Source organism: Streptomyces sp. NBC_00258, from assembly GCF_036182465.1.
Taxonomy (GTDB): domain Bacteria; phylum Actinomycetota; class Actinomycetes; order Streptomycetales; family Streptomycetaceae; genus Streptomyces.
In genome coordinates this window covers 8,724,459-8,737,253 of the sequence record NZ_CP108081.1, presented here as the reverse complement: position 1 = coordinate 8,737,253, position 12,795 = coordinate 8,724,459, and the positions used below count along the sequence as shown (strand labels likewise).

Genomic DNA, 12,795 nt, shown 5'->3' with positions numbered 1-12,795 from the left:
GCCGAGTAACGACTACTTATGCAGTCCCTTGCATAGCTGCTCGACTCGGCGGCGCGCAGGTCATCCTACGGCCGTACCGAACAGGGTGCCCAGGGCGTACGTCACACCGGCCGCGGCACCGCCGAGCGCGAGCTGCCGCAGTCCGCTGTACCACCAGGACTTCGCGGTCACCCTGGCCACGATCGCACCGCACGCGAAGAGCCCGAGGAACGCGAGCAGCAGGGCGGGCCACAGAGCGGTCGCGCCCAGCAGATAAGGGAGTACGGGGAGCAGGGCACCCAGGGCGAACGAGCCGAAGCTCGACACGGCGGCGACGGTCGGCGAGGGCAGGTCACCGGGATCGACGCCCAGCTCCTCCCGGGCATGTATCTCCAGGGCCTGCTCGGGATCCTTCGACAGCTGCCGGGCGACTTCACGGGCGAGACCGGGCTCGACGCCCCGCGCCTGGTACAGCTCGGCGAGCTCACGCTCCTCGTCCTTCGGATGCTTCCTCAACTCCCGCCGCTCGACGTCGAGTTCGGCCTCGACGAGCTCGCGCTGCGAGGCGACGGAGGTGTACTCGCCGGCCGCCATCGAGAAGGCACCGGCGGCCAGTCCCGCGAGCCCGGTGATGACGATCGTCCGATGGGACACGGCACCGCCCGCCACACCCGTCATCAACGCCAGGTTGGAGACCAGACCGTCCATCGCACCGAAGACGGCGGGGCGCAGCCAACCGCCACTGACGTCGCGGTGGGTGTGGTTGTCACGGTGCGCCTCGTGAAGCGCCGCCTCGGTCTCGATGATGGCCATGCCCGGGTCTCCCAAAATGCTGCTCGAACGCACTACTTGGACTACTTCTACTTTTGGACAACACCCAAGATACGCCCGAAATTTCGCGCTCGCCAGCAAGGAAGGCCGTACTTACCTGGGCCTTCACCGCGCTTCGCTCATCCGTAGGGACCTGCGCACAAATGTCGACCGGGTGACGCTGAGCCGCGCGAGGCTCCGCCGCACCACTTGGTGGGGACAGATCCGCAAAGGGTCCCTCAGACCTTCCGGGACCCCGCGATGGAGAGGCACCGTCATGGCTTCGATTGCCTGCGTTCCCTCGGTCCCCGCCCCCGGGGACGCCGCCGGTCTCCGCGATCGGGCGCGCGGCGCGCTGCTGGGACTCGCCGTCGGTGACGCGCTGGGGGCGCCCGCCGAGAACATGAAGCCGTCCGAGATCCGCGCACGCTGGGGCCGCATCACGGGGTACGTGACCGAGACTCCGGCCGGCACGGACGACACGGAGTACGCCATCTTCTCCGGGCTGCTGCTGGCCCGGCACGGGTCGGCGCTCACGCCCCGGCATGTGGAGGCGGCCTGGCACCACTGGATCGCCGACCTGGACGAGGGTCCGTTCCGGGGCGCGGGCTTCAGCGAGCGGGGCACGCTGGAGAACCTGCGGCGGGGCCTGGCCGCCCCGATCTCGGCCCAGCACCGGCACGCCTGGAGCGACGGCCTCGCCATGCGCGCGGCCCCCTTCGGCGTCTTCGCGGCGGGCCGCCCCGCGGAGGCCGCCCGCCTGGTGGCGATCGACGGTTCGGTGAGCCACGACGGCGAGGGCATCTACGGCGGCCAGGCGGTGGCGGCGGGCGTGGCCGCGGCGATGGCGGGCGCCCCCACGATGGTGGTGGTCGCCTCGGCCCTGGCGGTGATCCCCGACGACTCCTGGACGGCCCGATCGCTGCGCCGCGCCGTCGCCTGCGCCCACCGCGGCGAACGCGCCGTCCGCTCCGCGGTCGTCATCGGCGGCTACCCCTGGACCGACCTCGCCCCCGAGGCCGTCGCCCTGGCGTTCGGCGCGTACGCGGCCGCCGACGGCGACTTCACGGAAGCGGTCCTCACCGCCGTGAACATGGGCCGCGACGCCGACACCACGGCAGCGGTGGCGGGCGCCCTGGCCGGCGCGACGAAGGGCGCCTCGTCGATCCCCCCGACCTGGTCGGCAGCGATCGGCCCGGCAAAAGGCAGCTGCCTCCCATCCATGCAGGGCCACCACATCCTGGACGTGGCCGACCTCCTGACCCCGGACGAGGACGAGGTGACACTGTGAGACCAGAACTGCTCAACGACCCGAACGAAGGTGCCCCTTCAGCGGCGCCTTCGTCAGGATCGATTTCGTCAGGGGCGATTTCGTCAGAGGCGCGGGGAACTGCGCGCTCAGCCCTCGCGGACCCGCACATCACACTCCGGACCCCCACCCCCTCAGGGGCGCGGGGAACTGCGCGACAAGCCACGACGGACCCGCACATCGCAACCCGGACCGACGCCCCACGGCGAATCGAAGGCCTCCTACTGGGCCTAGCCGCAGGCGACGCCGCAGGCTGGCCCGCCGCCAGGCACCGAGCCGCCCGCATGCCCGAATGGACCAGACGCCTCACCCGAGAACTGGACACCTTCGCCGAACAGAACGCCACAACCACCCTCCCCGTCCCCATCGCCCTGAACCAGCCCCCGGAACCCCTGAGACTCGGCCCCTCGGACGACGCCGAATGGGCGGCATTCGCAGCGGAGGCCGTCCTACGCGCCACCGACCCCGGCGCACTCGGCGACCTGAGCCGAGAACGCCGCATGCGCGCGGCCATCGACCTCTCCTGGAACGCCATCGCCAGCGAGGTCGCCGCGGCGGCCGACCGCGCCCCCGAGGTCGAGTCGGCCGTACTCCCCCTGCGCGCCCGCATCTCCGTACGAGCGGGTCTCGGCAACCTCGCCACCGGCCTGCGCCCGCCCGCCACCGGCCACGACAACCCCCACTACTTCGACGACGCGGCCTGCGTACGGGCCTGCGTGCTGGCAGTGGCCCACGCAGGGGACCCCCAACTCGCCGCGGAACTCGCCGAGTTCGACGCCCGCTACACCCAGGACGGCGACGGGGTGCACGGCGCCCGAGCGATGGCCGCGGCGCTGGCACTAGCCCTGGCCGGCGAGGACGCCGACGCCTGCGTGGCGGCCGCGCTCACCGAACTCCCGGAGTCCACGGAGATCGGCCGCAACGCCCGCCACGCACTGGCGCTCGCCCGCGAGGCCGACAGCGCCTTCAGCCTCGTACCGCTCCTGGAGCACCAGATCGTCGACCACGTCTACAGCTACGGCATCGCGGCGGCCGAGACCGTCCCGGTGGCCCTCGCCCTCGCCACCGCCTCGCACGGCCGGATCGCCGAGGCGGTACCCGCGGCCGCGTGTCTGTCCCGGGTGGCGGACTCGGCCCCCGCTCTCGTCGGCGCGCTGACCGGCGCGATCGGCGGCGGCACGGCGATCCCGGCCTCCTGGCGAGACGCGTGCCGCACTCTGTCGGGCTGCGCGCTCCCCCGTCTGACCGGCACGGACCTGGTGGAACTCGCCGAACTGCTGGCAGCCACGGAACTGGCCCTCTCAGGGGGATGATTCGGACATGACGCCCACCGCACCCGCAACCCTGGAAGAACGGATCACCCGCAGCCTCGTGGGAGCCGCCGTCGGCGACGCCCTCGGCGGCCCCGTCGAGGGCTACTCCCCCGAGCAGATCGCCGAACGCCACGGCGGCCGGGTCCACGGCATCGTCGGCCCCTGGAACGGCGACGACTGGCGCACGGCCCGCCCCATCGCCCCGTACCACAAGGGCGACGGCCACGTCACCGACGACACCTTGATGACGCACGCCCTGGTACGGGTGTACGCGAAGGTCCGCGACCACCTGGACGCGTACGCCGTCGCCGACCACCTCGTCCCCGACCTGATGACGACACCGCGCTGGATCCCGGAGCTGGAGGCCGAGGCACTCCCCCTCCAGCGGATCTTCCTGGCGGAGAAGTGGCTGGTGGCAAGGATCCACTACGGCCACGTGGACCCCCGCGAGGCCGGCGCCGGCAACATCGTCAACTGCGGTGCCGCGATGTACATGGCCCCGGTCGGCCTGGTCAACGCGGCCAACCCGGCGGCCGCGTACGCCGAGGCCCTCGACATCGCGGGCGCCCATCAGTCGTCGTACGGACGCGAGGCCGCGGGCGTGTTCGCGGCGGCGGTGGCGGCGGCCTGCACGCCGGGCGCGACCCCGGACTCGGTGGTCGAGGCCTGTCTGTCCCTGGCGAAGGACGGCACACGGGCAGCCATCGAGACGGTCTGCGACACGGCATCGCGCTATTCGGACTTCGAGTCGGCACTACGCCCCCTGCGCGAGGCGGTGGCGCCCTACGACACGGTCGGCCCCGACTACCGCGCCCCGTCCCTGGGCGCCCGTCGCCCCTCCCGCATCCACTCCATCGAGGAACTCCCGGTCGCCCTCGCCATGTTGCTGATCTCCCGCGGCGACTACCGGCACACGGTCCTGGGCTCGGTGAACTACGGCCGCGACTGCGACTCCATCGCCACGATGTCGGGCGCTCTCGCGGGCGCCCTAGGTGCGGAGATCCCGCCCGACTGGGCCAAGACGGTCGCGGAGTCCAGCCGCCTGGACCTGCAGGCCCCCGCGACGACGCTCACAGAGGTGACCCGCGAGATCTTCGCCCGCGACACCGACCGCCGCCGCACCCACGAGACGGCCTACGCGGAGCTGTCATGACCCCCCTCCGCCTGACCTGGATCCAGCCGGAGGACCTCCTGGGCCACGAACTCCACCAGGCAAGCCAGGACGGCCGCGAACCATCGGCCATCGCCGCCCGCTGGCACAGGGCGGGAGGCCCCAAGTCCCCCCGACGAGCAGGCGCCTCTCCACAACCGGCCTCCCCCTACCTACGGGCCCTGGCCCAGGACCTCCTGGACGAACTGGCGGATCTACCAAGCGGGTTGAAGGACAGAGAGCCAACAGCCCTGCCCAAGATCAAGGTCCTGTGCCACAACTGGCCCACAGCAGCCGGCAGCCCCGCGCTTACCGCTGTGGGCAATCGTTCCGCAGGGGCGATGGGGGTCCCGCTCGATCGAAGCCGAGAGTGGGGGAGGGTGGGCACAGCGGACCTCAGCAGCACAGCCGGGGGTCTGGGGGCAGCGCCCCCAGTTTCGGGAAGGGGTGGGTCTGGGGAAGAAAAAGCGCCCCCGACCCCAGCCACACTCCACCCCCGCCTGGAGGCCGCCTGGCTGGGCAGAGCCGCAGGCTGCCTCCTCGGCAAGCCAGTGGAAAAGCTCCCCCTGGACGGCATCAGAGCACTGGCCAGAGCCACCGGCAACTGGCCCCTGACCACCTGGTTCACAGAACGAGGCCTCCCCCCGGACCTCAAGGCAACCCACCCCTGGAACCGCCGCTCCGCCCCCACCTCCCTCGCCGAGAACATCGACGGCATGCCGGAGGACGACGACCTCAACTACCCCCTCCTGAACCTCCTGCTGCTCCAACGCCACGGCAAGCACTTCACCACCACGGACGTGGCCCGCCTGTGGCTGGACGAACTCCCCGCAGGCCGCACGTTCACCGCGGAACGAGTCGCCTACCGCAACCTCCTGGACGGCATCGAGCCCCCGCACACCGCCCGCCATCGCAACCCGTTCCGCGAATGGATCGGCGCCCTGATCCGCGCGGACGTCCACGGCTGGACCAACCCGGGCGCCCCGGCGACCGCCGCGGAACAGGCCCACAGGGACGCCACCCTCACCCACACCGCCAACGGCGTCTACGCGGCGATGTTCACGGCGGCCGCCATCGCCGAGGCGGCCACCGGCACGAGCGACATCCACGCCTGCCTCCGCACGGGCCTCACCGTCGTACCCCCCGACTCCCGCCTCGCCGAAGCCGTCCGCCACGCGATCCAACTGGCCGCGGGACAGAGGGACTTCGAGACGGTCGTCGACGAACTGCACGCCACCCACGCCGCGTACCACTGGGTCCACGCCATCCCCAACACGGCCCTGCTCGCCGCCGCCCTCACCCACGCGGACGGCGACTTCACGGTCTCCATCTGCCGTGCCGTGTCGGGCGGCTGGGACACGGACTCGACCGGCGCGACGGCCGGCTCGATCACGGGCCTGCTCGCGGGCGGCCCCGAAGCGATCCCGTCCCGCTGGACGACCCCTCTGAAGAACCGACTGGCCACGTCCGTCGGCGACTTCAACGGCACGGGCTTCGACACCCTCGCCGACCTGACGGCCCAGCTGGCGACCCGGCCGACCGCCTGACCGAACGCCGGACCCCAGCCCCAGCCCCAGCCCCAGCCCCAGCTCAGCCAACTCCCCATCCCCACCCCGCCAGGAGTCCCCCCACCCATGACCCAAACCGCCGTGACCGCACCGGCACCCCTCACCGGCCTCCGCGTCCTCGACCTCGCCACCCTCTTCGCCGGCCCTCTCGCAGCCACGATGCTCGGCGACTTCGGCGCGGAGGTCATCAAGGTCGAGCACCCCCGCAGACCCGACCCGTCCCGCGGCCACGGCCCGTCGAAGAACGGCATCGGCCTGTGGTGGAAGCTCCTGGGCCGCAACAAACGCACGATGACGCTGGACCTCTCCACCAACGGCGGCCGTGCGACGCTCCTCCGCCTGGCCGCCTCCACCGACGTGATCATCGAGAACTTCCGCCCCGGAACCCTGGAGAAATGGGGCCTCGGATGGGAGGAGCTCTCGGCGGCGAACCCCCGTCTGGTCCTGGCCCGCGTCACCGGCTTCGGCCAGTTCGGCCCGTACGCGCACCGACCCGGCTTCGGCACGCTCGCCGAGGCGATGAGCGGTTTCGCCGCGATCACCGGCGAACCGGACGCCCCGCCGACCCTCCCGCCCTTCGGCCTCGCCGACTCGATCGCGGGCCTGGCCACGGCGTACGCGGTGATGACGGCCCTCGCGGCCCGCGACCGCACGGGCCGCGGGCAGGTCGTCGACATGGCGATCATCGAGCCGATCCTCACGGTCCTGGGCCCGCAGCCGCTCTGGTACGACCAGTTGGGCCACATCCAGCCCCGCACGGGCAACCGCTCCCAGAACAACGCCCCCCGCAACACCTACCGCACCGCGGACGGCAGTTGGGTCGCCGTCTCGACCTCGGCCCAGTCGATCGCCGAACGTGTGATGCGCCTGGTCGGCCGCCCCGACCTGATCGTCGAGCCCTGGTTCACCACCGGCGCGGAACGGGCCCGCCACTCCGACGTCCTCGACGAGGCAGTCGGCTCGTGGATCGCCTGCCACACCCGCGAGGAGGTCATCGAGGCTTTCGAGAAGGCGGAGGCGGCGGTGGCCCCGATCCAGGACGTACGCGACGTCATGACGGACCCTCAGTACGCCGCCCTCGACACGGTCACCACCGTCGACGACCCCGAACTGGGCCCGCTGCGTATGCAGAACGTCCTCTTCCGCCTCACCGACACCCCCGGCGGAATCCGCTGGGCGGGCCGCCCGCACGGCGCCGACACGGACACCGTCCTCGCCGAACTCGGCCTGACGGAGGCCGAGATCAGCACGCTCAGATCGGAGGGCGCACTGTGACCACGGAAGCCACCGGAGTCGCAGGAGCAACCGACGCCTTCCCTCTCACCTGGCTGTACGTTCCCGGCGACCGACCCGAAGTGGTGGCGAAGGCCCTGGTCGCGGGCGCCGACGTGGTCGTCGTCGACCTGGAGGACGCGATCGCCCCCGACCGCAAGGAGTACGCCCGCGCCGCCACCGCCGACCTCCTGTCCGAGCCGTCCTCGCTCCCGGTCCCGGTGCACGTCCGCGTCAACGCCCTGGACAGCCCGGAGTCCGCCGCCGACCTCCGGACCCTCACCACGCTCCCGGCCCTCTCGGGCCTCCGCCTGCCCAAGGTCACGGCCCCCTCCCAGGTCGTACGTACGGCGGACAGGGCCCCGCACATCCCCCTGTACGCCCTCCTGGAATCGGCTCTCGCCGTCGAGCACGCCTACGCGATCGCCACGGCCCACCCCGCCCTGCACGGCATCTCGCTCGGCGAGGCCGATCTCCGGGCCGACCTCGGTGTACGTGACGACGCGGGCCTCGACTGGCCACGCTCCCGAGTGGTTCTGGCCGCCCGGGCGGCGGACCTGGCCCCGCCGCCCCAGTCCGTCCACACCGACGTGCGCGACCTCACCGGTCTGGCCGCGTCCTGCGCCCACGGCCGCGCGCTGGGCTTCCTCGGCCGCGCGGCCATCCATCCCCGTCAGCTCCCGGTGATCGAGACGGCCTACCTCCCGACCCCGGAGGACATCGAATCGGCCGAGTCGGTTCTCAAGGCCGCGGCCACCCACCCCGGCGCCCAGGCTCTCCCGGACGGCCGCTTCATCGACGCGGCGGTGGTTGCGGCGGCCCACCGCACCCTCGCACTGGCCCGCCGCCGCTAGTCGTGCATGCACACGTGGAGGGGGCGCCCCGAACAATCGGGGCGCCCCCTCCACGTACGAACCAGAGGTCAGGCCTTCTTCGCCGACCCGGCTTCTTCGTCCTTCGCCTCGGCGGAACTCGACGAGTCCGCGGTCTCCGACTCGGAGGAGCCGGAGTCGGCCTCGGCCGTCTCCTTCTCGAGCGTTTCCTTCTCGGCCTCGGACTTCTTGTCCTCCGGCTTCCCGGCGTCGGACTTCTTGCCCTCGGACTTCTTGGCCTCGGAGTCCTTGGTCTCGGAGTCCTTTTCCTCGGACTTCTTGTCCAGCTTCACCGCCGCGCCGTCGTCGTCGGTGTCCCCGTCGGAGGCACCGGGTTCGACGACCTCTTCGCGTCCCGGACGGCGCCGGGCCGACAGCACGATGTAGAGGACGGCGAGGAGGAAGACGACGATCGAGGTCCACTCGTTGAGGCGCATCCCCAGGAAGTGGTGGGCCTCGTCGACACGCATGGCCTCGATCCAGAAACGGCCCGCGCAGTACGCGGCCACGTACAGGGCGAAGGCGCGGCCGTGGCCGAGCTTGAAGCGCCGGTCGGCCCAGATGACGAGGACCGCGACACCGATGCACCACAGCGACTCGTACAGGAACGTCGGGTGGTAGTAGCCCGGCACCCGGCCGTCCGTCGAGGAGGTGATGTGCAGCGCCCAGGGAAGGTCCGTCTCCCGCCCGTACAGCTCCTGGTTGAACCAGTTGCCCCAGCGGCCGATGGCCTGCGCGAGGGCGATACCGGGCGCGAGGGCGTCGGCCCACGCGGGCAGCGGGACCCCACGGCTGCGGCAGCCGATCCAGGCACCCACCGCGCCGAACGCGATGGCGCCCCAGATACCGAGGCCGCCCTCCCAGATCTTGAAGGCGTCGACCCAGTCCTGACCCTCGCTGAAGTACAGCTGGTAGTCGGTGATGACGTGGTACAGCCGCCCGCCGACGAGACCGAACGGCACGGCCCACACGGCGATGTCCGCCACGGTGCCTGGCCGGCCCCCGCGCGCGATCCATCGCCTGTTGCCGAGCCAGACGGCTACGAAGACGCCGATGATGATGCAGAACGCGTAGCCGCGCAGCGGAATGACGCCGAATAGTTCGTACACTCCGCGCGACGGGCTGGGGATGTAGGCAATTTCCATGGCGGAGTCGACGCTACCCTGCCGGGCGGCACGAACGGCAACCCGCCCGGGCTACGGCTCCATAACGAGACCGACGAGAACCACGAGGCGCCAGGTGCGGATGGGACACCCGCGAAGCGCCGCGCGGCCCACCGGCCTCACGCCCTACCTCACACCACGGCCTCACACTTCGGCGTCTCGCACCTCGGCTCCTCGCGCCCCGGCCTCAGGCTTCACGACTCACGCCTTGTCGGCCTGCTGCACCATCTGCTTCAGCTTCGCCGGGGTCATCGACTGGTCCTGGTAGATGTTCTTGCCGTTCAGCAGCACCGTCGGGGTGCCGCTGAAACCGCCGCCCTGGAAGGCCTGGTGGGACTTGGCGACCCAGCTGTCGTGCGTGCCGTCGTCGACGCACTTCTTGAAGGTGGCGGTGTCCAGCCCGTCGACCTTGCCAGCCAGCTCGATGAGTTTGCTGTTCTTCGCGTACGCGTCGTCCGTCTCGGGGGGCTGGTTCTCGAACAGCACGTCGTGGTACGCGGTGAACTTCCCGGCGTCCTGGGAGCACGCCGCCGCGTTGGCCGCGCGCAGGGAACCGCTGCCGCCCATGTTCCCGTCGATCAGGGTCGCGAGGTGGTATTCGACCTTGAGCTGTCCGGCGTCCGTCAGCTCGTGGATCGTCGAGCGGTAGGCGTCCTCGAAGCTCTTGCAGGCCGGGCAGCGGAAGTCCTCCCACACGGTGAGGGTCGACTTGGCGCTCTCCTTGCCTACGGGGACGGCGAGACTGTCGTCGCCGTTCGCCCCCGAGGGGGCCGTCACCGGGCCCGCCGTGTCGGTCTTGTCCTTGCCGGCGTTCGCGGCCAGGACACCGCCGACCGCGGCCAGTGCCAGCACGCAGACGACGGCACCGCCGACAATCAGCACGCGCCGGCGCTTCTCCGCCGTCTTCTGCTTCGCTCGCTCTTCCGCCAGCCGCTCGCGGGCGGTGCGCTTTCCGTCACGGTTCTTCTCGCTCACATCCCGCAGAACGAACCGGGGAGGCGCACCGCGCCTCCCCGGCCCCAGGTCCACCCGTTCGAGTGAGCGGATTGTCCGTTACGTACGTGCACAGTCGTACGTACACGACTGCACGCTCACAGCTGTACGTGAACCGCTGTACGTGAACGGCCGTTCGTCACGCCGTGCCGCGCACGCCCTTCGCGAGGTCGGCGGCGAGGGCGCGTACGGCGTCCAGGCCCGCGGCCTCGTCCGGGGCGTCCAGCATCCGCTTCACGAAGGCCGAGCCGACGATGACGCCGTCGGCGAAGCCGGCGACCTCCGAGGCCTGCTCGGCGTTCGAGACGCCGAGGCCGACACAGACCGGGATGTCGGTGGTGGCCTTGGTGCGCCGCACCAGGTCCTGGGCCTGCGCGCCCACGGACTCACGCGTCCCGGTGACGCCCATCAGCGAGGCCGCGTAGACGAAGCCCGAGCCCGCCTCGGTGATCTCGGCGAGCCGGGCGTCCTTGCTGCTCGGCGCGACGACGAAGACGGTCGCGAGGCCGTGCTTCTCGGCGTGCTCCCTCCACAGCGCGGACTCCTGCACGGGCAGGTCGGGCAGGATGCAGCCCGCGCCGCCCGCCTCGGCCAGCTCGGCGGTGAAGCGCTCGACGCCGTAGCGGTCGATCGGGTTCCAGTACGTCATCACGAGGACGGGCTTGCCGGTCGCCCCGTACGCCTCGCGGACCGTGCGCATCACGTCCGCGATCTTGACGCCGCCGCGCAGGGCGATGTCGTCGGCGGTCTGGATGACCGGGCCGTCGAGGACGGGGTCGCTGTGCGGCAGACCGACCTCGACGACGTCCGCGCCGCCCTCGAAGACCGCCTTGATGGCCGCGATGCCACCGTCGACGGTCGGGAAGCCGGCCGGCAGGTAGGCGATGAGAGCGGACCGGCCCTCCGCCTTCGCTCCGGCGAGGGTGTCGCTCAACAGCTGGATGTTGCCGCTCACTTGGCGTCCCCCTCGATCTCCGCGTTGTCGCTGTCGGCGTCCGCCTCGACGACGGCGTCGGCACCCTCGTCGTACAGGCCGAAGTAACGGGCGGCCGTGTCCATGTCCTTGTCTCCGCGCCCGGACAGGTTGACGACGATCAGCCCGTCGGGCCCCAGCTCCCTGCCCACCTCCAGGGCGCCGGCCAGCGCGTGCGCGCTCTCGATGGCCGGGATGATGCCCTCGGTGCGGGAGAGCAGGCGCAGGGCCTGCATCGCCGCGTCGTCGGTGACGGCACGGTACTCGCCGCGGCCGCTGTCCTTGAGGTACGAGTGCTCGGGGCCGATGCCCGGGTAGTCGAGTCCGGCCGAGATCGAGTACGGCTCGGTGATCTGGCCCTCCTCGTCCTGGAGGACGTAGGACCGCGAGCCGTGCAGGATGCCGGGCTCGCCCGCGGTGAGGGTGGCAGCGTGTTCGCCGGTCTCGATGCCGTGTCCGGCGGGCTCGCAGCCGATGAGGCGTACGTCCGCGTCCGGGATGAAGGCGTGGAAGAGGCCGATGGCGTTCGAGCCGCCGCCGACGCAGGCGATGGCCGCGTCGGGGAGACGGCCCGCGCGCTCCAGGATCTGCCGCCTGGCCTCGACGCCGATGACGCGGTGGAAGTCTCGGACCATGGCCGGGAAGGGGTGGGGTCCGGCGACGGTTCCGAAGAGGTAGTGGGTGCGGTCGACGTTGGCGACCCAGTCGCGGAAGGCCTCGTTGATGGCGTCCTTCAGCGTGCGGCTGCCGGACTTCACGGCGATGACCTCGGCGCCGAGCATGCGCATCCGGGCCACGTTCAGGGCCTGGCGCTGGGTGTCGATCTCGCCCATGTAGATGGTGCATTCGAGGCCGAACAGCGCGCAGGCGGTGGCCGTCGCGACGCCGTGCTGGCCCGCGCCGGTCTCGGCGATGACCCGGGTCTTGCCCATGCGCCTGGTGAGCAGGGCCTGCCCGAGCACGTTGTTGATCTTGTGGGAGCCGGTGTGGTTCAGGTCCTCGCGCTTGAGGAACACCCGGGCGCCACCGGCGTGTTCGGCGAAGCGCCGGACCTCGGTGAGGGAGCTGGGGCGGCCGGTGTAGTGGACGAGCAGGTCGTCCAGTTCCCGGGCGAACTCGGGGTCGGACTTCGCCTTGTCGTACTCCACGGCGACCTCGTCCACGGCGGCGACCAGCGCCTCCGGGATGAATTTCCCGCCGAACGCGCCGAAGTACCCCTCGGCGCTGGGGACCTGACCCTCGGGGTCGGGAATGAAGAACTCGCTGGGCATGCGGTTACCTCGCAGGGGCGTCAGCCCCGGTCAACAGGTCGGATGGACGGTCACGTGTGCGCCACGGCCGTCGGCGGTTCACCCATGTGGAGGCGTACCACTCTCCACCGCGGCGGCGCGAG

At 71.4% G+C, this 12,795-nt stretch carries 11 protein-coding genes; 6 read left to right on the top strand and 5 right to left on the bottom strand.

Annotated features, from left to right (window positions below; translation table 11 throughout):
* Positions 1-60: 60 nt before the first annotated feature.
* Positions 61-792, bottom strand: coding sequence for a VIT1/CCC1 transporter family protein (locus OG718_RS38980; protein ID WP_143637730.1), 732 nt, complete (start codon positions 790-792; stop codon positions 61-63).
* Between the two features lie 274 nt (positions 793-1,066).
* Here OG718_RS38980 and OG718_RS38975 point away from each other — a divergent pair, with 274 nt between their 5' ends.
* The 6 genes from OG718_RS38975 (at position 1,067) to OG718_RS38950 (ending at position 8,255) form a co-directional block, all read left to right on the top strand.
* Complete coding sequence (locus OG718_RS38975; RefSeq protein ID WP_143637732.1) at positions 1,067-2,080, top strand: ADP-ribosylglycohydrolase family protein; 1,014 nt, start codon at positions 1,067-1,069, stop codon at positions 2,078-2,080.
* Positions 2,081-2,208: 128 nt separating this feature from the next.
* Positions 2,209-3,411: an ADP-ribosylglycohydrolase family protein gene (locus OG718_RS38970; protein WP_443055370.1), complete on the top strand. Its 1,203-nt coding sequence runs from the start codon at positions 2,209-2,211 to the stop codon at positions 3,409-3,411.
* Positions 3,412-3,418: 7 nt separating this feature from the next.
* The gene (locus tag OG718_RS38965) at positions 3,419-4,564 is read left to right on the top strand and encodes an ADP-ribosylglycohydrolase family protein (protein ID WP_143637734.1); all 1,146 of its coding nucleotides are present in this window, start codon (positions 3,419-3,421) and stop codon (positions 4,562-4,564) included.
* Positions 4,561-6,108, top strand: a complete 1,548-nt coding sequence (locus OG718_RS38960) for an ADP-ribosylglycohydrolase family protein (protein WP_328846399.1) — start codon at positions 4,561-4,563, stop codon at positions 6,106-6,108. The genes OG718_RS38965 and OG718_RS38960 overlap by 4 nt, the downstream gene beginning before the upstream one ends.
* A gap of 87 nt (positions 6,109-6,195) precedes the next feature.
* The gene (locus tag OG718_RS38955; RefSeq protein WP_143637738.1) at positions 6,196-7,404 is read left to right on the top strand and encodes a CaiB/BaiF CoA transferase family protein; all 1,209 of its coding nucleotides are present in this window, start codon (positions 6,196-6,198) and stop codon (positions 7,402-7,404) included.
* Positions 7,401-8,255 (top strand): HpcH/HpaI aldolase/citrate lyase family protein, encoded by an 855-nt coding sequence (locus tag OG718_RS38950; protein ID WP_328846398.1) that lies wholly within the window; start codon positions 7,401-7,403, stop codon positions 8,253-8,255. The genes OG718_RS38955 and OG718_RS38950 overlap by 4 nt, the downstream gene beginning before the upstream one ends.
* A 68-nt stretch (positions 8,256-8,323) precedes the next feature.
* Here OG718_RS38950 and lgt read toward each other — a convergent pair whose 3' ends face one another.
* From lgt to trpB, 4 genes are all read right to left on the bottom strand, one after another.
* Positions 8,324-9,418, bottom strand: coding sequence for a prolipoprotein diacylglyceryl transferase (gene lgt / locus OG718_RS38945; protein WP_328846397.1), 1,095 nt, complete (start codon positions 9,416-9,418; stop codon positions 8,324-8,326).
* A 219-nt stretch (positions 9,419-9,637) separates the two neighbouring features.
* Positions 9,638-10,411: a DsbA family protein gene (locus tag OG718_RS38940; RefSeq protein ID WP_328846396.1), complete on the bottom strand. Its 774-nt coding sequence runs from the start codon at positions 10,409-10,411 to the stop codon at positions 9,638-9,640.
* Positions 10,412-10,568: 157 nt separating this feature from the next.
* Positions 10,569-11,384: a tryptophan synthase subunit alpha gene (gene trpA / locus OG718_RS38935; protein ID WP_143637747.1), complete on the bottom strand. Its 816-nt coding sequence runs from the start codon at positions 11,382-11,384 to the stop codon at positions 10,569-10,571.
* Positions 11,381-12,673: a tryptophan synthase subunit beta gene (trpB, locus tag OG718_RS38930; protein WP_328846395.1), complete on the bottom strand. Its 1,293-nt coding sequence runs from the start codon at positions 12,671-12,673 to the stop codon at positions 11,381-11,383. Before trpB ends, trpA begins: the two co-directional genes overlap by 4 nt.
* Positions 12,674-12,795 lie beyond the last annotated feature (122 nt).

What these genes read in the sequence shown, in the direction of transcription:
- OG718_RS38965 (WP_143637734.1), top strand. Translation starts at nt 3,419, where the DNA reads ATGACGCCCACCGCACCCGCAACCCTGGAAGAACGGATCACCCGCAGC.
- OG718_RS38960 (WP_328846399.1), top strand. Translation starts at nt 4,561, where the DNA reads ATGACCCCCCTCCGCCTGACCTGGATCCAGCCGGAGGACCTCCTGGGC.
- lgt (WP_328846397.1), bottom strand. Translation starts at nt 9,418, where the DNA reads ATGGAAATTGCCTACATCCCCAGCCCGTCGCGCGGAGTGTACGAACTA.
- OG718_RS38980 (WP_143637730.1), bottom strand. Translation starts at nt 792, where the DNA reads ATGGCCATCATCGAGACCGAGGCGGCGCTTCACGAGGCGCACCGTGAC.
- trpB (WP_328846395.1), bottom strand. Translation starts at nt 12,673, where the DNA reads ATGCCCAGCGAGTTCTTCATTCCCGACCCCGAGGGTCAGGTCCCCAGC.
- OG718_RS38955 (WP_143637738.1), top strand. Translation starts at nt 6,196, where the DNA reads ATGACCCAAACCGCCGTGACCGCACCGGCACCCCTCACCGGCCTCCGC.
- OG718_RS38975 (WP_143637732.1), top strand. Translation starts at nt 1,067, where the DNA reads ATGGCTTCGATTGCCTGCGTTCCCTCGGTCCCCGCCCCCGGGGACGCC.